The sequence below is a fragment of the Bacillus sp. NMCC4 genome, assembly GCF_002998555.1.
GTDB lineage: Bacteria > Bacillota > Bacilli > Bacillales > Bacillaceae > Bacillus.
Window position 1 is genome coordinate 77,464 of the sequence record NZ_PVRA01000005.1, and the last position, 20,058, is coordinate 97,521.

17 protein-coding genes are annotated in these 20,058 nt (G+C 42.2%); 5 read left to right on the forward strand and 12 right to left on the reverse strand.

Features of this window, described 5'->3' with window-relative positions:
* Positions 1–18: 18 nt before the first annotated feature.
* Complete coding sequence (locus C6Y02_RS12085) at positions 19–396, reverse strand: OsmC family protein (RefSeq protein WP_106031336.1); 378 nt, start codon at positions 394–396, stop codon at positions 19–21.
* A 75-nt stretch (positions 397–471) separates the two neighbouring features.
* On the opposite strand from C6Y02_RS12085, the gene C6Y02_RS12090 reads away from it, so the two are divergent.
* Together C6Y02_RS12090 and C6Y02_RS12095 are read left to right on the forward strand one after the other, a co-directional pair.
* A complete protein-coding gene (locus C6Y02_RS12090) occupies positions 472–1,635 on the forward strand; it encodes an MFS transporter (RefSeq protein WP_003218010.1) in 1,164 nt (387 codons plus the stop codon).
* 16 nt (positions 1,636–1,651) lie between these two features.
* Entirely contained in the window at positions 1,652–2,152 is a 501-nt protein-coding gene (locus C6Y02_RS12095) for a GNAT family N-acetyltransferase (protein WP_060595774.1), read from the forward strand.
* A 212-nt stretch (positions 2,153–2,364) separates the two neighbouring features.
* Here the strand turns inward: C6Y02_RS12095 and C6Y02_RS12100 are convergent, their stop codons facing one another.
* Genes C6Y02_RS12100 through C6Y02_RS12110 form a run of 3 tightly spaced genes read right to left on the reverse strand, consistent with a single transcriptional unit; the run spans position 2,365 to position 4,025 of the window.
* Positions 2,365–3,183 carry a YihY/virulence factor BrkB family protein gene (locus tag C6Y02_RS12100; protein ID WP_034665141.1) on the reverse strand — a complete coding sequence of 273 codons (819 nt, stop codon included), beginning with the start codon at positions 3,181–3,183 and terminating at the stop codon, positions 2,365–2,367.
* Positions 3,184–3,201: 18 nt separating this feature from the next.
* Complete coding sequence (locus tag C6Y02_RS12105) at positions 3,202–3,534, reverse strand: YtxH domain-containing protein (protein ID WP_106031337.1); 333 nt, start codon at positions 3,532–3,534, stop codon at positions 3,202–3,204.
* 20 nt (positions 3,535–3,554) lie between these two features.
* Entirely contained in the window at positions 3,555–4,025 is a 471-nt protein-coding gene (locus C6Y02_RS12110; RefSeq protein ID WP_034665148.1) for a low molecular weight protein-tyrosine-phosphatase, read from the reverse strand.
* 174 nt (positions 4,026–4,199) lie between these two features.
* Between C6Y02_RS12110 and C6Y02_RS12120 the strand changes: the two genes are divergently transcribed.
* Positions 4,200–5,555, forward strand: a complete 1,356-nt coding sequence (locus C6Y02_RS12120; RefSeq protein ID WP_060595772.1) for an alanine/glycine:cation symporter family protein — start codon at positions 4,200–4,202, stop codon at positions 5,553–5,555.
* A gap of 77 nt (positions 5,556–5,632) precedes the next feature.
* Entirely contained in the window at positions 5,633–5,848 is a 216-nt protein-coding gene (locus C6Y02_RS12125) for a DUF1128 domain-containing protein (protein WP_003214000.1), read from the forward strand.
* A gap of 112 nt (positions 5,849–5,960) precedes the next feature.
* Here the strand turns inward: C6Y02_RS12125 and C6Y02_RS12130 are convergent, their stop codons facing one another.
* Positions 5,961–6,479, reverse strand: a complete 519-nt coding sequence (locus C6Y02_RS12130; protein ID WP_106031338.1) for a type 1 glutamine amidotransferase domain-containing protein — start codon at positions 6,477–6,479, stop codon at positions 5,961–5,963.
* 254 nt (positions 6,480–6,733) lie between these two features.
* Between C6Y02_RS12130 and C6Y02_RS12135 the strand changes: the two genes are divergently transcribed.
* Positions 6,734–11,023: a multifunctional 2',3'-cyclic-nucleotide 2'-phosphodiesterase/3'-nucleotidase/5'-nucleotidase gene (locus C6Y02_RS12135; RefSeq protein WP_106031339.1), complete on the forward strand. Its 4,290-nt coding sequence runs from the start codon at positions 6,734–6,736 to the stop codon at positions 11,021–11,023.
* A 49-nt stretch (positions 11,024–11,072) separates the two neighbouring features.
* On the opposite strand, the gene C6Y02_RS12140 is transcribed toward C6Y02_RS12135, so the two are convergent.
* The 7 genes from C6Y02_RS12140 to C6Y02_RS12170 all read right to left on the reverse strand — a co-directional run bounded on the left by C6Y02_RS12140 (position 11,073) and on the right by C6Y02_RS12170 (position 19,526).
* Positions 11,073–11,507 carry a terpene synthase gene (locus C6Y02_RS12140; RefSeq protein ID WP_106031340.1) on the reverse strand — a complete coding sequence of 145 codons (435 nt, stop codon included), beginning with the start codon at positions 11,505–11,507 and terminating at the stop codon, positions 11,073–11,075.
* Positions 11,508–11,580: 73 nt separating this feature from the next.
* The gene (gene treR / locus C6Y02_RS12145; RefSeq protein ID WP_060595768.1) at positions 11,581–12,309 is read right to left on the reverse strand and encodes a trehalose operon repressor; all 729 of its coding nucleotides are present in this window, start codon (positions 12,307–12,309) and stop codon (positions 11,581–11,583) included.
* 19 nt (positions 12,310–12,328) lie between these two features.
* Entirely contained in the window at positions 12,329–14,029 is a 1,701-nt protein-coding gene (gene treC / locus C6Y02_RS12150) for an alpha,alpha-phosphotrehalase (protein ID WP_106031341.1), read from the reverse strand.
* Between the two features lie 15 nt (positions 14,030–14,044).
* Entirely contained in the window at positions 14,045–15,481 is a 1,437-nt protein-coding gene (gene treP, locus C6Y02_RS12155; RefSeq protein WP_034665169.1) for a PTS system trehalose-specific EIIBC component, read from the reverse strand.
* A 164-nt stretch (positions 15,482–15,645) separates the two neighbouring features.
* Positions 15,646–16,032 carry a DnaJ family domain-containing protein gene (locus C6Y02_RS12160; protein ID WP_106031342.1) on the reverse strand — a complete coding sequence of 129 codons (387 nt, stop codon included), beginning with the start codon at positions 16,030–16,032 and terminating at the stop codon, positions 15,646–15,648.
* Positions 16,033–16,111: 79 nt separating this feature from the next.
* The gene (locus tag C6Y02_RS12165) at positions 16,112–17,836 is read right to left on the reverse strand and encodes a methyl-accepting chemotaxis protein (protein WP_034665174.1); all 1,725 of its coding nucleotides are present in this window, start codon (positions 17,834–17,836) and stop codon (positions 16,112–16,114) included.
* 31 nt (positions 17,837–17,867) lie between these two features.
* The gene (locus tag C6Y02_RS12170) at positions 17,868–19,526 is read right to left on the reverse strand and encodes a pyridoxal phosphate-dependent decarboxylase family protein (protein ID WP_060595765.1); all 1,659 of its coding nucleotides are present in this window, start codon (positions 19,524–19,526) and stop codon (positions 17,868–17,870) included.
* Positions 19,527–20,058 lie beyond the last annotated feature (532 nt).

Below are 20,058 nucleotides of genomic sequence, written 5' to 3' on the forward strand. Positions count from 1 at the left end.
TGCCGGCATCATATACATTTAGATTCGCTCGTGTGAGAAGGTGACCTCAATACTTCCTTTCACAGACTGCACCATCGAACAATGCTTCAAAGCAATTGTGATGACTTTATCTATTGGTTCTTCAGATGTATTGATGTGTTCAAAAATGATATGTAAATGAATACGGGAGATTTTGTTTACAGCTCCTGCTCTTGTCGTTTCAGGCGTGATCGTCAGCCCTTCACAGGATATTCGCTTTTTCCGGCATACATGAATGAGCATTTCTCCAAAGCAGCCTGCAATAGCTGAGGAGAACAATTGAGATGGCCTGTACCCCATTTCTTCTTTTCCTGAGATATACAGCTGCTTTTCATTTGTTCCCGCAATCCACCGGTCCGTTTCGTATATCAGTTTCATTCCTTTTCCACCTTTCTATTGAAACCCCTATGGTTCCATTGTACGATGAAAATATGAACTTGTAAGGAGCTTCTTATGTCGAGAATTCACTTTATGATTTTAATTTTACTTGTATCTGTATCTGGTTTTTCGCAGGGAGCGTTATTGCCTGTCATTTCGATTATTTTTGAACATGCCGGCACTTCTCCTACGTTAAACGGTCTGCATGCCACAGGCTTATATCTTGGCGTGCTGCTAGCATCTCCCTTTATGGAAGCGCCGCTTCGCCGGTTTGGGTTTAAGCCGTTAATTGTCATTGGGGGCGCTGCTGTCTTTTTAAGCTTGTTTAGCTTTGTGTTTTTTGAATCTTATGTCGTCTGGTTCTTCCTGCGGCTCATGATCGGGATTGGTGATCATATGCTGCATTTCTCTACACAGACGTGGGTGACCTATGCGTCGTCATCGAGAAATCGCGGGCGAAATATTTCATTGTATGGGTTATCCTTTGGACTCGGTTTTGCCGCTGGACCTTTTTTAACACCACTCATTGAAATCAACCCATCTTTACCTTTCATTGTTTCTGGTGCCGTTAGTTTATGTATTTGGCTGCTTGTTTTTGTTTTGAAAAATACATATCCAGATACGGGCGAAGTGCAGACGTCAGAGCAGACAAACAGTTTGAAGCGCTTTAAGAAAGCCTTTCAATTTGGCTGGGTCGCCTTTATGATGCCGTTTTGCTATGGCTTTTTAGAAACGACACTCAATAGCAACTTCCCTGTGTATGCACTTAGAAGCGGGGTAACAGTGGATGCAGTGGCGTTTATTTTACCTGCGTTTGCCATTGGAAGTATTGTCTTTCAGCTACCTCTCGGGATGCTCAGCGACCGGTTTGGCAGGCGCCGCATCATTTTATGTGTCACACTCGTCGGGTCTTTCTTTTTCCTACTAGCAGGAATTTTCATTCAATCGGTTTTGGCTGTTGCGATTTGTTTCTTTATTGCCGGAATGGCTGTAGGCTCTACCTTCTCACTTGGCATCAGTTATATGACCGACTTATTGCCAAAGCATCTGCTTCCTGCTGGAAATTTGATGTGCGGGATGGCGTTTAGTGCGGGGAGTATTCTCGGGCCTGTTCTCGGTGGAATCTTTGTGCAAACGTTTGAAGGAATGAATTTACTTTACCTTGTCAGCATCGTGATATTATTCGTGTTTTTCTGCGTTCGATTTGGGCGAACGGCAGCAGTGGTTGAAAGTCATTAAAATGGAGGGACGATCTTTGTTTACATACGACATCACAAATGAATTGACTTTGACATCTCTACAATTTGATGATGCGGACACATTATTGAAACTTATTCAAGAGAATCAGGCTCATTTAGAGGAATGGCTTCCGTGGGTCCATCACTGCAAAAGCATAGAGGATGTCAGAACATTTATTCAATCGACTCAAACTACCTACAATGAACAAAAAGGGTTGGAAGCTGGCATTAAGCTGAACGATCAACTTATCGGGGTGTTCCGTCTGACGTTTGATCAGAAAATAGGCAATATTGGTTATTGGATTGGTCAAGACGCACAAGGTCAGGGTATTGTGACAACGATCGTGAAATATATGACAGAAATATTTTCTACAAAAGTCGATGGATTTGAAATTTTTTGTCCTGTAGGTCATGTTCGAAGTGAACGTGTAGCGATGAATGCTGGATTCCAGCTCGATCCTCACTATCAGTCAAAGCCTGATGCCGCTTTTAACCTTAAGCGATATATACGATCGTGAAATAGAAACTCCCCTGCGCTATGCAGAGGAGTTTTTTCATTTAGTGATATCCATTTTGCCCGTTCGCACTGCCGCTTGTTTTGTGCTTAGGCTGATGACCTTTGTTTTGTTTCGTATTGCTTCCGCCTTTTTTCGATTGTTTGGACATATGTGATTTCCCCCATCCATTCAGATTGAACTTGTTCGTTCTTCTTTAGGATGCCCGGATTTCTTTATAGCTTGCCTGGTACGATTTTACGTTTATGTAAAAGCGCATTGAGCTCGCCGCCAAGGATAATCATGATGCCGGTTAAATAAAACCAGATCATTAAAATAATGATTCCCCCAATGCTTCCGTACATCGCACTGTAGTTGGCAAACTCGCCTACGTAAAATGAAAACAGCATGCTGACCAAAATCCATCCAATCGATGCAAAAATGGCACCTGGCAGAACAAATTTCAATTTCAGCCTAATGTTTGGAGCAAAATAGTACAAGGATGTAAAAACAATCAACAAAATCAGCGGGCTAATGATCCATCTCATCGCAGTCCATACGGTGAGAAAGGCATCTGACTGCCCGACTAATTTAGCGACAAATAAACCAAGTTCTTTTCCAAAGACAGGCAGCATCAAGGCAAAAATAATGGTCAAAACCATCGCGATCGTTAAGATAATCGATGTTAAACGTACGAGAATGAAGGAACGATTCTCCTCAACTTCGTAAGCATGGTTAAAAGCTCTGACGACGGCATTAATGCCGTTAGATGCTGACCAAAGGGCGGCAATAATCCCGAACGATAATAACCCGCCGTTACGATTATTCAGCGTCTGATCGGCAATGGATTCAATCATCGAAAGCGCTCCTTCTGGCGCATAACCAGAAATGACGCTCAGGACATCCTTTGACGTCAGCGGCAAATACCCAACCAGTGTCAGCACGAAGATGAGAAACGGAAATAATGAAAGCAAAAAGAAATACGCAAGCTCAGCAGATTTTGCCGGTCCTTCATGCAGCAAAAAGCGTTCAATTAACGCTTTAATAAAACCCATACGCCTCATCTCCAATGATCAATCTGTCTGTTTCGATTGAAAGTGATCCTTTGTTTCTTCAATAATTTCTAATACCCTTGGGGTTGTTTCCTTTAACTGATTGACCTGTTCATTTAAAAATGACAAATCATCTGAGACTGTTCGCATCAGCTGCTTCGTTTCTTCCATTTTTTCTTTCATGCAAGCCGATATTCTGCCTGGCTCCTGGCGGTATTCATCCAGCTTTTGCTGGCAGTCATTCCATTTGTCTTTGAGTGCAATTCTCGTTGGCCGATGAAATAAAGTCAGCAATGCGCCGCAAGCTGCTCCTATGACAGCTCCTCGGAGCACGATTTGATTTTTTTTTTCCATCTCGTCTGATCTCCTTTCAGTTAAAGGTGGTTCTCTTTCTTTACATACGTCAAAAAACGGTCAATTCCTGTTTCAATTAATTCATGGACTTCCTCAAAGTTCCCAGTGTAATAAGGATCTGGCACATCATCTCGATCGTCGTCTTCTACAAAATCAAGAAGACGGCCAATAAAGTGATGTTTCCCATAGCCGGCTATACTGCGAAGTGCCCCTACATTTTCTGCATCCATCGCCATGATATAGTCGTATGTGGTGATATCCTTCTCCATGATTTGTCTTGCAGTCATTCCTTCATAGCTGATGCCTTTTTCATCAAGCAGTTTTCGCGTTCCTTCATGCGGAGGACTTCCTTGATGCCAGCCGCCAATCCCTGCTGAATCAATCACAAAGTGCTCGCTAAGCCCCTCATCTTCTACTCTTTTTCTAAACATGGCCTCTGCCATCGGTGACCTGCAAATATTGCCAAGACACACGAATAACACATGAATCATTCTTCATTCTCCTCCTATCTTTTCCCTAAGAGTTCTTTTCGAAAACCTTTTCTCTATCATATCAAGCCCTTTTTCTTTTGGAAACTTTGCAAGAAAAGCTCTCATCGCCATTGACAAATTACACAAAAACAGGAGAAACTTTAGGAGAATTACACAAACAAAGGGGGATATTAGATGGGAATAATTGAGCAGTTTGTCACGACGATGAACAATTTTTTGTGGGGGCCTCCCCTATTGATTTTAATTGTTGGTACTGGAATATACCTCACCTTTCGCGTTCTCTTCATTCAAATTAGATTACTTCCTTATTCTTTAAAGCTCGCTTTTTCTAAACAAGACAAAATGTCAGAAGGAGATATTTCTCATTTCCAAGCGTTAATGACGGCTCTTGCTGCAACTGTCGGTACAGGGAATATCGTAGGTGTGGCCTCGGCAGTTATAGCGGGTGGTCCGGGTGCGGTATTCTGGATGTGGTTTGCTGCATTTTTCGGAATGGCCACTAAGTTTGCAGAAGCTGTTCTTGCAGTTAAATACAGGATCAAAAACGAAAAAGGCGAAATGTCTGGCGGACCTATGTATTATTTAGAGCATGGATTGAAACAGAAATGGCTAGGGGTTCTATTTGCTGTTTTCGGCGCCAGTGCTGCCTTTGGGATCGGCAACCTGGTACAGTCTAATTCCATCTCAGGAGTCATGAATTCTACTTTTCAAATTCCAACATGGGTAACAGGTATCATCATTACGGCTTTTACGGCACTCGTGATTTTAGGCGGAATTAAAAGCATTGGCCGGGTCACATCTATTTTTGTACCAGTCATGGCTTTATTTTACGTCATTTGCGGTCTGATCATTCTTGTCATGAATGCTGATCTCGTTCCAGGCGCAGTCGGTCTTATTTTCTCAGATGCCTTTACGGGTCAAGCCGTGGCAGGTGGTGCAATTGGAACTGTCATTCGCTGGGGTGTGGCACGAGGAGTATTTTCCAATGAAGCAGGTCTTGGGTCAGCACCAATTGCTGCTGCGGCTGCGAAAACGGATATGCCTGCCCGTCAAGCTCTCGTATCTATGACGCAAGTGTTTATCGATACAATCATTGTTTGTTCTATCACTGGCATTACCATTGTCATGGCAGATATGTATTTAACAGTGAAAAGTGATGCGCTGACCTCGTTATCCTTTGCTCATTTCCTCGGTCCAGTTGGCTCAACCATTGTGGCAATCGGTCTGCTCTTGTTTGCCTATTCCACCATCATTGGCTGGTCCTATTATGGCGAAAAATGCTTTACATATTTGGCGAAGGATTCGTACGTCATGTATTATCGCATCGTGTTTGTCATTGCTGTCTTTTTCGGTGCCGTGTTTAAAAATGACTTCGTTTGGGGTGTGGCAGATATGCTCAATGGGCTGATGGCGATTCCAAACTTAATCGGGCTCATCGGTTTATCAGGGGTTGTCGTATTTGAATCCAAACGAATCATTGATAAGATTAAGCAGGAGAAAAAGGAGAAAAACATCTCCGTGTCATCTTAATAGCCCTTTTATTCTTTTGCATTTCTGTTAAAATAGACATATTATTCGACATATATGCAGGAAAGGACGTGCCGCCCTTGTCAGAGCAAAAAGCGGCTGAAGTCAATCAGCTGATTGAAGACATTTCGCAAAAGTTAAATATGCTGAACATTGGAGTCATCAAAGCCGAGGACTTCAGTCCAGACAAGTACGAAGATATCGAATTTCTTCACCAAATGGTGATGAAAAAATCTTCATTCAGCCCAAGTGAAATGCAAGCCATCGCAAGCGAGCTAAAAAACTTAAGAAAATAATGGTGCATCAGGAAGCTGCTTTGCGGTCTGCACGCAGTTTCCTTACATCATGCGCAGAAAAAGCCAGCACCCCTTAAGGTGCTGGCTTTTTTTATCCTGTCATAACTGCGGTTTATTTCTCAAGCAGTTTTAATGATTCACGGTTAAATGCTGGAATGTCATCAGGTGTACGGCTTGTCACAAGCTGATCCTGACAAACGACAACTTCTTCGTCTTTAAATTTAGCGCCTGCGTTTTCCATATCTACTTGAATGGATGTATAGCCAGTTGCGCCTCTTCCTTCCAGCGTCTTCGCTGTAATAAGCAATTGCGGTCCGTGACAGATCGCAAATACTGGTTTTTTCTCATCCATAAATGTTTTAGTGAATTGGACGTAACGATCATCTGCACGCAGAATGTCTGGTGAGAAACCGCCAGGAATGAGAACTGCATCGAAGTCTTCAGGCTTCACGTGATCAATGGACGCATCCACTCTCACTTCTGCATCTCCTTGCTTCCCTTTCACTGTTTTTCCTTTTTCGTTTTCAATCACTGTGATTTCATGACCTGCATCTTTAAAGGCTTTTGCAGGCTCGGTGAATTCAACATCCTCAAAGTAATCTGTTAATACAACTGCAATTTTCTTACCCATGTAGAAACCCTCCTGCTTGATTATCGTTTACACTACACACTATACCCGGGCATGTTGAAATGAAACATCCTATCCCTATCAGAAAACCCCTTATGATAAAAATAAGCAATTCGACTCATTCGCATTCCCTTAACAAGGTAATTCGTATGATTTATGTTATCTTTACAATAATCTGCAAAAAATAACTACAAAAGTTAACGAAACATTTCTACAATAGGTATTGTGGTCAAAAAAATTAGAAAGGCGGAGATCAGGTGAAGAAGCAAACACATAGGTCTAAACGAAGGAAAAACCTGTCTATTCTGCTCACTTCCATTATGATGATTAGTCTCATTCTCCCAGCAGTACCTACTCATGCAGAAACAGAAAACGGCAAAGCCGTAAAGGTCAGCATCTTAGCCACAACCGATGTTCATGCGAACATGATGAATTATGATTATTACAGCGACAAAGAAACAAATGAATTTGGCTTGGCAAAAACAGCCGAGCTGATTGACAAGCACCGTTCACAAAATCCAAATACACTCCTTGTTGATAACGGAGACCTGATTCAAGGAACCCCTCTTGGAGAATACGTTTACAAACATGAGAAAGACAGCATCATCAATCAAACAAAGGTTCACCCCATTATTCATACACTCAACAAACTAAAATACGATGCAGGAACACTTGGCAATCATGAATTTAACTACGGATTATCTTTCCTTGACGGTACCATTGCGGGCGCCAACTTCCCGATTGTCAATGCGAACGTCAAAAAGCTAAATGGAGAACACCGTTTTACACCTTACGTGATCCAAGATAAAACCTTTAAAGATGCAAACGGAGCCTCACAAACTGTGAAAGTTGGTTACATAGGATTTGTTCCACCACAAATTATGACGTGGGATAAGAAGCATTTAGATGGACAAGTCCAAGTGCAGGACATCGTCGAATCTGCCAATGAAACCATTCCTGAAATGAAGGCGAAAGGCGCAGATGTCATTGTCGCTCTTGCCCATACAGGAATTGAAAAAACAGCTTCACCTAAAGGATCAGAAAATATGATCTTTGACCTTGCCACGAAAACAAAAGGCATCAATGCCATTGTATCTGGGCACCAGCATGGCACATTCCCGAGCGCTGAATATAACGGCGTCGACAAATTCAATGTCTCAAAAGGAACCATCAACGGCATCCCAGTCGTCATGTCAAAAAACTGGGGCAGCTACCTCGGAGTCATTGATTTAACACTAGAGCCTGACGGCAGCAGCTGGAAGGTCACAGACGGAACAGGCAAGATCGAATCTGTTGCCGGAGTATCATCTCAGAAAAGCACAGTAAAAGATGCCATTCAAACAACGCATCAAAACACACTTGATTACGTGAGAAAGCCTGTTGGCAAAACAGAAGCAGACATTAATAGCTTTTTCGCTCAAGTGATGGATGACCCTTCGATTCAAATTGTGACAGATGCCCAAAAATGGTATGCACAAGAAAAAATGAAGGACACTGCGTATCAAAATTTACCGATTTTATCTGCAGGTGCCCCGTTTAAAGCAGGCGGACGAAACGGTGTGAATTATTATACAAATATCGCAAAAGGAGATTTAGCAATTAAGAACATCGGCGATCTCTACCTTTACGATAACACTGTGCAGATTGTGAAACTGAGAGGCAGTGAAGTGAAAGACTGGTTAGAGATGTCTGCCGGACAGTTTAATCAGATCAAACCGAACGTTTCAAAAGAACAGCCGATTTTAAACGAGGAATACCGCTCGTATAACTTTGATGTAATAGATGGTGTGACATACCAAGTCGATGTGACGCAGCCTGCTAAATACAGCACAACAGGCACACTGGTCAACGCCAATGCAAACCGCATCAAAAACCTGTCTTACAACGGGAAACCCGTCTCTGATAATCAAGAATTTTTAGTCGTAACAAATAACTATCGTGCTTCTGGCGGCGGAGGCTTTCCGCATCTGACCCAAGATAAAGTAGTGCTTGCCTCAGCAGATGAGAACCGCCAAGTACTGATGGATTATATTATCGAACAAAAAACCATCAACCCAAGTGCTGATCAAAACTGGGCCATTGCACCGGTGAAAGGCGCAACTTTAACATTTGAATCTTCTCTTTTAGCCAAACCGTTTGCTGAGAAATCAAGCAGCGTAGACTTTGTTCGTAACGCAAGCACAGATGGTCTTGGTGTGTACAAGCTAGCCTTTAAAGACGATGGCACAACAGAACCACCTACATCAGACAACTGGAATTTAACAGTGATGCATACGAACGATACACACGCACACCTTGATGATGCGGCAAGACGCGCAACAAAGATCAAAGAAGTCCGTGCTGAAAGCAAGAACAACATTTTATTGGACGCTGGAGATGTCTTCTCTGGTGACCTATACTTCACAAAATGGCAAGGACTTGCCGATCTGAAATTGATGAACTTAATGAAATACGATGCCATGACGTTTGGTAATCATGAATTTGACAAAGGTCCTTCTGTACTACGTCAATTTCTGACAGGTGATGCATCAGATGTCGATCCGAAAAACCGTCATCAATTTGAAAAGCCTCAATTCCCGATTGTGTCATCAAACGTGGATGTCTCGAAGGAAAAACAATTGAGCGACTTAGTGAAAAAACCAGCCTCATTTAGAGCTGGTGAGAAAAAAGAAGCCGGGATCTACCCTTACATCCTGCTTGATGTTAATGGTGAAAAGGTGGCCGTATTCGGTTTAACGACTGAAGACACAGCCATTACATCCAGCAGCGGTCCTAACATTCAATTTAAAGATGCGTACAAGAAAGCAAAAGAAACAGTCAACACCATTCAAACAGAAGAAAAAATCAATAAAATCATTGCGTTAACACACATTGGCTACAATCGTGATCTTGAGCTGGCTCAAAAAGTTGACGGTATTGATTTAATCATTGGCGGTCACACGCACACACTTGTTGAAAAATTAAAGGTCATCAATAAAAAAGAACCTACAATTGTCGCTCAGGTGAAAGACTACGGACAATTTTTAGGGAAAGTAGACGTAGCCTTTGACAAAAAAGGCGTCGTACAGCCAAAAGAATCTTCTTTTGACCTGATCTCTATTGATGACTCTGTCAAAGAAGATGCAGATGCAAAAGCGATCCTTGATGGGTACAAAGCAGATATTCAAGATTTAAAAACAGAAAAAGTCGGCTATACAGATGTCCTATTAGACGGACAACGCGAGCACGTCCGTGCGAAGGAAACAAATCTTGGGAACTTTATTGCCGACGGCATGCTGCAGAAAGCGCAAGAATCTGCCGGTGCTGACCTTGCCATCACAAACGGCGGCGGTATTCGTGGAAGCATTGAAAAAGGAGATATCACTTTAGGTGATATTTTAACGGTGATGCCTTTCGGAAATACACTTTATGTCGCAGATTTAAAAGGCAGTCAAATTAAAAAAGCACTCGAACAGGGGCTGTCAGGCATTGAGGAAGGCGGAGGCGCATTCCCTCATGCAGCTGGCATTGAATATACGTTTACACTCAGTAAACCAGCTGGCAGCAGACTGATTGATGTGAAATTGAAAGACCAAAAAGGTCAACTGACAGACATTGATGATGAGAAAACATACCGCGTAGCCACAAATGCCTTTGTTGGCACAGGCGGCGACGGCTACAGCGTCTTTACAGAAGCCTCTCACGGCGAAGACTTAGGTTATGTCGACTATGAAATCTTCAAAGAGCAAATTGAAAAGGCAGACGGGCAGATTTCGCCTGTTATCGATCACAGGGTGAAAGAAGTGTTCCTTCCTCGCGTGAAAGGGAAAGGCGCTTATGACATTCAAGATGATAAGAAATTCCAAACATATGTGCAGCATACAAACAAAGCATTGCTTTATCTAGACAAAGCAAACGAAGCGAAAAACGTTCAATTGTCTCTATCAAAAGCGCAAGTAGCCGAGCTGAAGAAAAGAGAGCAAGATCCAAACGTCACCATCTATCATGACAAAGTGGGACTCGCATTACCGCTCTCCAATTTGTCCGAGAAAAGCGCAGATATATGGATGACAAAGACGGATAAAGTGAAAAACGCATTAACGGATACGTATGATTTCCAAATCAAACAAGACAAGAAAAAGGTTTCGACCTTTAAAGACCCTGTCACACTATCCTTTACACTAGACGAGCCTCAAAAGGCGAAAAAACCTAGTGTGTATTATGTGGATCGCGAGAAGAATCGTTACGCCAAAACAAGTAACGGATCGTTCGAAAATGGAGTCGTATCAGGTCAAACTGAGCACTTTAGCGAATACACCGTCCTCAATCAAAATGCAGCAGCTGGAACAACCCCAGATCAAAATGGTGGAGACGGCGAAACATCAGCACCAGGCGGAGGTACAGGCACAGATCCAAACCAAGAAGGAACCGGCCTCCCAGGCGGCACACTGCCGAATACAGCCACGATGATGTATACAGCTGTACTGATTGGCGTGCTCATGCTCGCTGCTGGCGGTATCCTTTATTACTACCAGCGCAAGCGTACAAGAAAAAATGTATCATCCTAAAGGAAAAGGACAGAGCCTATGCTCTGTCCACTTTTCATGGAATAAGACATCAATCTTGAGATAAATAGATCCAATTGCGGTCGTCAAATTCTTTCACATCATCTGACCCTATATGACGAAGCATTCTATTAAAGAACATGATGTCATTTTCATCATCTACATCATATAAATCCTTTAAAACATAATCTCTTATAATAAAATTCGTTAAGTTCGTATTATTTACAAAATCAGCAAAATAATCTTCTACAAGAGTTAAATCCTCTTTACTTAATTTTTCATCATTGATAATGGAAATATGAAAAACATTCAAAATCGCTTGTATATCTTCTTCATCCATATAACATAATGGGCCTAGCTTTCTGTCTTCTTCCGTAAACGGTTTTCGCGTATCTTCAATGATGACGTAGCATAAAATCTGATGATCTTTCATCACGCTGAATATTTCTAAATCTCTTAATTTTAGTGGTCTATTTAATCTAATCATCTTTCCTCCTAAAAAGGGTGATCTATTCGTCGTCTATCTCTCTCCTTCTCCCAAAACTTGAAATGGACAGAGCCTATGCTCTGTCCACTTTTTCTCTTCTTGCAAAATCGACGAATCTGAAGCGGTCTAATCGGTGACGGCTTTCCGTGTATTGAAATAAACTTGTATCCTCTAAGAACACGTAATTTTTCACGACGACGACATGGTCAAATCCGTTCAAATCAAGATACTTGGCGTCTTCTTCTGTACATGGCTCTACCACAAATTCCTTTTGGGCATAGCTGATTGATACACCGAGCTCTCCTTCAATATACTCGTAGATTGATCCTTCACATATGTCCTTCGACAAGACCGACACATGCTTTTGCAAAAAGTAATCCTTGTCTAAAATCACTTCTTCTCCGCTAATATTGCGAGAGCGGATGACTTCCCAGACATCCTCCTGCCCACTAATTTTCAGCTGAGACTGAATATACTGATCCGGTTTGATTAAACCAAATTCGTGAACCGTCGTAACTGTCTTTCGGCCAAGTGTTTGGGAAAGCTCTTTAAAGCTGACGAGACCTGAGACTGGGAATTGCATTTTTTCACGATTCAGCAAGACAGAGCCTTTCCCGCGGATTTTTTGGATATAGCCATTTTGCACAAGGATATTTAATGCCTTTCTCACCGTCTCACGGGACGTATCGTACATCAAGGATAGCTCATGCTCTGATGGCAGAATGCCTTTATCCTGCCAATCACCTTGTTCAATTCGTCTTGCGAGCTGATCATAAATCACTCGAAACTTATTCTCTTTCATTTTCCCTCCGCCCCATTTTCTAGCGTTTGGTTAAATGATAAACGATTGACTCATATGGACGCAACGTAAATCCCTTCATATCTGCCGGTACATCCTCATAATTGGATAACAGCACTTGCCCCTCCATCTCATCTATAGCCTGCACAAGCTCATCAGGAAGCGTAAAGTCCGTCTCTCCTGCGTAAAAGTGATTGATCACAAGAAGCTTCTCCTCATCACTTTCTCTCACATAAGCAAAAACCTTCGGGTCATCTGCTAAGAGTAAGGTGAAGCTTCCATATGTGATCACGTCAAGTTCTTTACGTAGCCTGCAAAGGGCTTGATAGTGGTAGAAAATAGATGTCTTATCTTTTAATGAAGCTTCGACCGAAATGTCGTTATTGGCTGGCTCAATCCAAGGTGTTCCTTTTGAGAAACCTGCGTTCTTTTCTGAGGTCCACTGCATCGGTGTTCTCGCATTATCTCTTGACTTGACCTGTAAAATGGCGAGTGCTTCTTCCTTTGATTTCCCTTTTTCAAGCATGGCTTCATACATATTGAGTGATTCGATATCGCGGTAAGATGAGATGTCCTCAAACTGAGGATTCTTCATGCCGATCTCTTCACCTTGATAAATATACGGAGTCCCTTGCATGAGATGAATCGTGGTCGCCAGCATCTTCGCTGATTGCTGATGATACGTGTCATCATCACCATACCTTGAGACGATACGCGGCTGATCATGATTGCACCAGAAGAGCGCATTCCAGCCGCCGCCCTCATGCATTTTCGTCTGCCACTCAGACAGAATCGACTTCAATTCCTGAAAATCAAATGGTGCGAGGGCCCATTTTTCTCCGTTTGGATAATCGACCTTTAAATGATGGAAATTAAACGTCATATCCAGCTCCTGCCGATCCGGTCTTGTATACCGAATACAGTCTGCGATATTCGTTGAAGACATTTCCCCGACTGTCATGCTGTCATATTTCGAAAAAACCTCTTGATTCATTTCATGCAGAAACTCATGAATTCTTGGGCCATCCGTATAATACATCCGGCCGTCTCCTTGCACAGACTGTCCGGCGTCATCTAAGAAGCGTTGATCTTTCGAGATGTTGTTGATGACATCCAGCCTGAATCCATCAATTCCTTTATCAAACCAAAAATGCATGATGTCATATACTTGCCTGCGCACCTCATCCTTTTCCCAATTGAGATCCGCCTGTGTGACATCGTATAAATGAAGATAATACTCTCCCGTTGCTTTATCTAGCTCCCAGGCTGGACCGCCAAATTTTGACTGCCAATCATTCGGCGGTGATCCGTCTGCTTTAGGCTCCTTCCAAATATAATAATCTCGATAAGGATGATCCTTTGACTCGCGTGAGGCTTGAAACCACTCATGGAAAATGGATGTATGATTGACGGCTAAATCCATGATGACTCGTATGCCTCGATCATGGGCTTCTTTCAGCATGTGTTCAAAATCCGCCATTGTGCCGTACATGTCATGGATTTTTGTATAGTCACTAATATCATAGCCGTTGTCATGCTGCGGGGACTCATACATTGGCGTGAGCCAAATACAATCCGCCCCCAGCTGTTTGATATAATCGAGCTTTTTTGTCACACCATTGATATCGCCTGTACCTGAGCCCGTTGTATCTAAAAAGCTCTTCGGGTAAATTTGATAGACCACCGCTTTTTTCCACCACGGTTCGTTTGTTTGTTGTTTCAATTTCCTTCACCACCACTAGTTAAGTTCTTGTGAAACATCTTTCTTCTTTTTTAGCTTTGCATACAAAAGGGTTCCAATGAACGGGACGATGAGTACAATGACCATCCCTATCGCAAATGCGCCCCAATATTTCGGGATAATGGAGAAGATTCCTGGAATGCCTCCAACACCAACTGAGCTTGCCAGCACCCCTTGAGAGGCGATAAACATACCAGCTAAACCAGAGCTAATGAGTGCAAAAATAAATGGGAATCGATAGCGCAGGTTGACGCCAAACATCGCTGGCTCGGTAATTCCTAAGTAAGCGGAAATACTTGATGTCAGTGAGAGCCCCTTTTGCTTTTCATCTTTTAAAACAAACATCATCGCGAGTGCGGCTGATCCTTGTGCGATATTAGACAGTGCGAGCATCGGCCATAGAAACGTGCCATGCAGTTTGGAATTAATCAATTGAATATCGACAGCGAGGAACGTATGGTGCATCCCTGTAATCACTAATGCAGCGTACAATCCGCCGTATAATAGACCGCCAAGTGCTGCGAACTGCTGGAATACAGCCACAAGTCCAGATGTTAAAACGTTACCGATTGCAAATGTAACAGGTCCAATGACGATAAAGGATAAAAAGCCAATGACTAATAACGTAATCGGTGCAACCACTAACAGCTGAATACTTTCAGGTGTCCGTTTTGTGATGAATAATTCGAGCTTCGCTAGTAAATACGAGGCAACGAGTATCGGAAGAACCTGCCCTTGATAGCCTACCTTTTGCACTTCAAGTCCAAACAAATTCCAGACAGGAATCTCACCAGACTTTTCAGCCGCTCCATAGCCCCACGCATTTAATAAGTCTGGGTGTACAAGCATCAGCCCAAGGACCATCCCTAAGAGCGGATTTCCTCCAAACCGCTTCACTGCTGACCAGCCGATTAATGCGGGCAGGAATGTGAAGGCAGTGCCTGCAATCAAGTTGATCATATTCGCTAAATCAGCCCATGCCGGATACACATCCACAATCGATTTTTGATCAAAGAAAATATCTGGAGCTGTTAAAATATTATTAATCCCCATTAATAAACCGGCTGTGACGATGGCAGGAAGAATTGGAATAAAGATATCCGCAAGCGTTTTCACAGCACGCTGCAATGGATTTAATTTTTGATCAGAGGCACGCTTAACGTCCTCTTTTGTGGCTTCCCCAATGCCTGTCTGTTTCACCATTTCAGCATATACTCGATTGACGACCCCTTGGCCGATCACAACTTGGTATTGACCGTTCGCTGAGAAAGATCCCTTCACTTCTTCTATTTGTTCAAGTGCTTTCTCATCAACCTTTCCTTCATCCTTCAGCACAAAGCGCAGCCTTGTCACACAATGTGTTGCTTGATCAATATTTTCTTTGCCGCCGATGGCTTTCACAATCTGATCTGCTGCTGCCTGATAATCAGCCATGCTATCCCCTCCGAGATCGTTTTTTATAAGAAAAAAGAACCAAAAAACTTGTATATACATGTTTGTTTCTTATTTTATATTTGTATATACATGTAGTCAACAACAAAATGCAGCGCTTTCATAAAAAAAGCTCCCTCAATGTGCTCAGGAGAGGCAGCGTATCATCATCTTTTTTTATGCTCCGTTAATTTTTCGTAGACCCTGTTTTTATAAAAGGAGGAGGCTGGACGGGCAAAAGTTTGTCGCTTAGATGTGAGTTCATCCAGGCGTTTTTGTTTTTCTTCACACATGAGAGAAAGTTTTTTTCTTTCCTCTCCGTCTATACTGGAGTGAAGCAGCTCTTTGACGGTCATGAGTTCTTTTTTCAGTGCTGTTTCTTCCCCAGCAAAGCCAGCATTTTTCATCATCCTGTAGCCCATTCTGAGTTCTTCAGGTACATGAGCAGCGTCATCTTTAGGCAGGGGTTTCCCAAAGACAGATAATCCTTCAAAAGCCCCGTGATCCATCGCTTTTTTAATCCGTTCTTCTGATAATCTCTGCGCAAAATCCATGGCGTTTCTCCTTTCGTCTGAAACGATTTGATTAAGCATAGCAAAAAAGCTGACTCTCTCACAAGAGTCAGCTTTCTCGTTATTTATTGTCAATTTTGAAGGTAGAAACCATCTGTGCTAAGTCCTCTGACATATCAGAGAGCTGTTCAATCGCACTTGAAATTTGCTGCATGCCAGCACTTTGCTGTTCTGTTGCTGCCGCTACTTCTTGAGAGCTGGCGGCGTGTTCTTCCGATACAACCGAAATTTGTTCAATCGATGTAGAAATCGTTTGATATGCTTGCTCTACTTGCTTAATAGAAGCAAGCAAATTGTTCGTTCTTCTTGAAAACTGAGATACGCCGTCGTAAATCACAGCGAAGTTTTGTGACGTGCCTTCCATTTGTTCACGTCCTTCTTCCACTGCTTTACTGCTTTCCTCTACGCTTTCAAGAACACGCTGACTGTTTTCCTGTGTGCCGATGACGAGGTCTGAAACGGTTTTAGCCGCATCCGCTGATTGCTCAGCTAACTTACGCACCTCATCTGCCACAACAGCAAACCCTTTTCCTTCTTCTCCAACACGTGCCGCTTCAATTGAAGCATTCAGTGCAAGCAGATTCGTTTGCGCTGAAATGTCCGTAATAATTGAGATGACACTTTCAATCTCCGTTGAATGAGATTGTAATTCTTCTGCTGCCTGCTTTGAGTTGGTCATCTTGTCATGTAACATATTCAGATGCTCAAGCACATGATTCACTAGTTTTTGACCAGATTCTGACTGCTCTTGTACGTCAGATGAAACAGATTTCATTTCATCGACTTCTTTTGTGACACCTTCGATTTGAGTATCGATCTCTGCAACGGATGTTGTACAATCCGTAATATTTGCGACAGAATCATTGATTCCTTCACTCATATTCGTCATGGCTTCTGACACTTGCTGCGCACTTTGACTCGATTCATTCGTTACGGTGCGAAGCTGTGAGGACATTTTCGACACTTCACTAGATGAGTTTGAGATCTTCGCAATGAGCTCTTTGATCCGCCCCTGCATCTTTTGGAAGGATGCGGCAAGTTGACCGATCTCATCTTTACTTTCAACCTCTACCATTCCAGTTAAATCACCGTCAGCAATTCGGTTCGCTGATTCCATCAATGAACGTGCTGGTTTCGCAATTCTTCTGCCCATGATAAAGGAGAAAAACAACCCACCGATGAGCACAATAGCAGATGCAACCGTGATATAGATCGTCAGCTTCTTCGTTGTTTCAGGCACAACAGACGCATCTAAATCAATTCCTAAAATCCCTGTCAGCTCACCGCCTGAATCCTTGATTGGCAAAAAGACTGATTTATGTGTACCAAATGAGTCTTTGTAAATATCACTTTTGATCATTTTATCTTCAGAAAGTGCTTGTTTCATCTCATCTGAAAAGGCATAATCTTGATCAAAATCATTTTCTTCCCCAGTTAATATAATAATTCTTTCTTTGCCGCCTTTATTAGATAGCACGTATAAGTTCTCAAGCGTATGATCTTCTTGAAGCTCCTTGAATTTCTTTTTGACCTCCACATAAAGGGGATCATCCTTCCCGCTAATGCCAAGAACGTTTCCATCCAAATTATCGATTTCTTTCTTTGCAGTATCAATATCTGTTGTTAATCGATAATCAAATTGCTTTAATAACTGGGATGATAAATCCTGGCTGACTAGATAAAATGTTAAAACGAATAGTGCAACGGTTGCAAGTAATGTTACGACAACGACTGACATGATTTTAGAGGATATCGTGTACCCTCCAAATTTCCTTTGTTTCGCCATTTTTTCCTACATCTCCACTCTCAGATTTGATTTAAGCATGTACATGTTCAAATTGTCCACAAACAGATGCGATCACATCTTTTAAATAAGATACGATATGTGGGATATGCTCTGGTAACGTATAAGGTGAGATGACAAAAAACTTACTAACACTTAGATAGAATTCTTGTCCTTCTTTTGCATTTACAAGTAAAAACTTCGTTGTATCGCCAAAGAACATTTCGTCTCTTTTCTCTCCAAGCTTTTCAAACAGCATTTTGTTCAATTCATTGTTCCGCTCAATTTCCATTGCAGTCGCTTCGCCTGAAATTTCTTCTTGAAAGCGCGGTGAGCCGTCTAGGTAAATTCTAAATAATGTAGCCATTCCGACGTTGTCATCATTCACGACTTCTGCTTGCGGAATTTCTTGACTGAGTGCTTCTCTGAAGGCAAGGTTCACCTCTAGGAATTGACCGAGCAAGCGCTGGTAGCCTTCAATTCCAAACGTTAACAGCACACTCAGCATACTGATAGAGCTTCCCATTCTTGAGCATTCCAGTGTATAACCCGTATGGTATTCGCCGTAGCCTCTATGACCAACATATGGTGTCTCTTGTTCTTCCAGATCTAAACGCTTTAGGTCAGCAGCATTTTTCACTAAGAATAAACTAGATGTGTAAGGTGTTTGGCCGAGCTTTTGAAAGTCAAAGCACATCGTGTCAGCAAGAGAAAGATGCTGGAATTTCGCTTTGATTTCTTTTAGCATACGAAGAACACCGTCTGAGAATTGCAGCGGGTTTTCAGCTACATCATACTCATTAAAGAAAGCAAAGAATCCGCCGAGCGCTGAATCCGCATGAATATGCGGCACCTGTAGACCATACTCCTCAGCAATGGCTTCTGCTGTTTCACGTACCCCTTTTACATCATCAATTGCAATGGCATCTGTTGTTCCGGTTGTTGCGACAATATAAACGGGAATTCCGCCATTTTGTGCAACACGTTCCATTTGACAACGCAAATCTTCCATATCCATCGAATGATCTTTATTCGTCTTAATTCTGATCAAGTTGTCTGTGCCAAGTCCTGTTGCTTCCATTGACTTAAATAAGCTGTAATGTGCAGCATCAGAACAAAACGCATAAAGATTTTGCGGGACACCTTTTCGCAGTGACTCCGGCGCAACTTTTGCAATCGCTAAACGTAGTCCTGAGAAAATGGCTCCCTGACCTCCCCATGTTGTATATCCCCCGCTCACACTTGGATCATATCCGATGAGCTTAGACATCATTGAGACCACTCTGACCTCAGCTTCCGCTCCTGCTGGTCCATAAACATCCCATAGGTTGTTTCCATTTACCAGCATGGCCGTCAGCATGCCTAGAATTCCTGGTGTACTTGCCATTGGCAAAATGTTCGTGAAGAAATACTTTGTGTGGTATGGATGGTTATGTAAAAGCTTCAGTAATTCTTCATTCACAAGTTCCGCTTGTTGGCCGTTCACCGGAATTTGACTTGTTTCAGTGAGCTTTTGGTAAAAATCTTCTCCACGATTCTTTTCACCCTTTAGGTGTGCACGGTTCGGATCTTTCAGGTGATCGACCCCTGAAACAATCTGCTCCATCAATTTGATGAGTTCTTTACGCTCTGCTGCATTTCCGTCCTCACTCGGAAACCAGTTCTGAACGAGGTTCTCTGCTCGTACAGTCATATACTATCAATCCTTTCAATGGAAGATTTCCTGTCAAAGTCTATATCGACCCCAATTTAAAAGTTTATAGTCTCGAAATGTTCACTTAAGTATATTTAGATAATTTGTTCATTCATTAAAATAAATAAAACCCTTACAAAACACATCGAAAACATTATGTTGATGAAACAAAAAAATATATTGATATATCTCATCGCAGGAAATTTCATCCATGTTCCTCCTCCATTCTTTTTCTCATTTTTTTTACTTAACCTGCATAAACATTAAGAAACACTGGAAATACTCTCTAAACCATCATTGTAGAAACCAAATTAATTCTTTAGACTTGTGTCTTTTTACCCGTTTTATTGATATAACAACTGGAAAATGGCTGAATTTTCTGTTAATAATAGGATGAATTTCATAAAAAGTTTTTCGAAGAGCGAATAATTTCGTTTTCTTCCCTTTTATTGCTCGGACAGGCTGCTGACGCTCTTCTCCGGTTAACACTTTTCTATTTGAGCATTTCATGGTATATTCTAATGGTTCGTTT

Excerpts from the sequence above, each read along its gene's own strand:
- C6Y02_RS12085 (WP_106031336.1), bottom strand. The coding sequence starts at position 396 with ATGAAACTGATATACGAAACGGACCGGTGGATTGCGGGAACAAATGAA.
- C6Y02_RS12090 (WP_003218010.1), top strand. The coding sequence starts at position 472 with ATGTCGAGAATTCACTTTATGATTTTAATTTTACTTGTATCTGTATCT.
- C6Y02_RS12100 (WP_034665141.1), bottom strand. The coding sequence starts at position 3,183 with ATGGGTTTTATTAAAGCGTTAATTGAACGCTTTTTGCTGCATGAAGGA.
- C6Y02_RS12105 (WP_106031337.1), bottom strand. The coding sequence starts at position 3,534 with ATGGAAAAAAAAAATCAAATCGTGCTCCGAGGAGCTGTCATAGGAGCA.
- C6Y02_RS12110 (WP_034665148.1), bottom strand. The coding sequence starts at position 4,025 with ATGATTCATGTGTTATTCGTGTGTCTTGGCAATATTTGCAGGTCACCG.
- C6Y02_RS12120 (WP_060595772.1), top strand. The coding sequence starts at position 4,200 with ATGGGAATAATTGAGCAGTTTGTCACGACGATGAACAATTTTTTGTGG.
- C6Y02_RS12130 (WP_106031338.1), bottom strand. The coding sequence starts at position 6,479 with ATGGGTAAGAAAATTGCAGTTGTATTAACAGATTACTTTGAGGATGTT.
- C6Y02_RS12140 (WP_106031340.1), bottom strand. The coding sequence starts at position 11,507 with ATGATTAGATTAAATAGACCACTAAAATTAAGAGATTTAGAAATATTC.
- treR (WP_060595768.1), bottom strand. The coding sequence starts at position 12,309 with ATGAAAGAGAATAAGTTTCGAGTGATTTATGATCAGCTCGCAAGACGA.
- treP (WP_034665169.1), bottom strand. The coding sequence starts at position 15,481 with ATGGCTGATTATCAGGCAGCAGCAGATCAGATTGTGAAAGCCATCGGC.
- C6Y02_RS12160 (WP_106031342.1), bottom strand. The coding sequence starts at position 16,032 with ATGGATTTTGCGCAGAGATTATCAGAAGAACGGATTAAAAAAGCGATG.
- C6Y02_RS12165 (WP_034665174.1), bottom strand. The coding sequence starts at position 17,836 with ATGGCGAAACAAAGGAAATTTGGAGGGTACACGATATCCTCTAAAATC.
- C6Y02_RS12170 (WP_060595765.1), bottom strand. The coding sequence starts at position 19,526 with ATGACTGTACGAGCAGAGAACCTCGTTCAGAACTGGTTTCCGAGTGAG.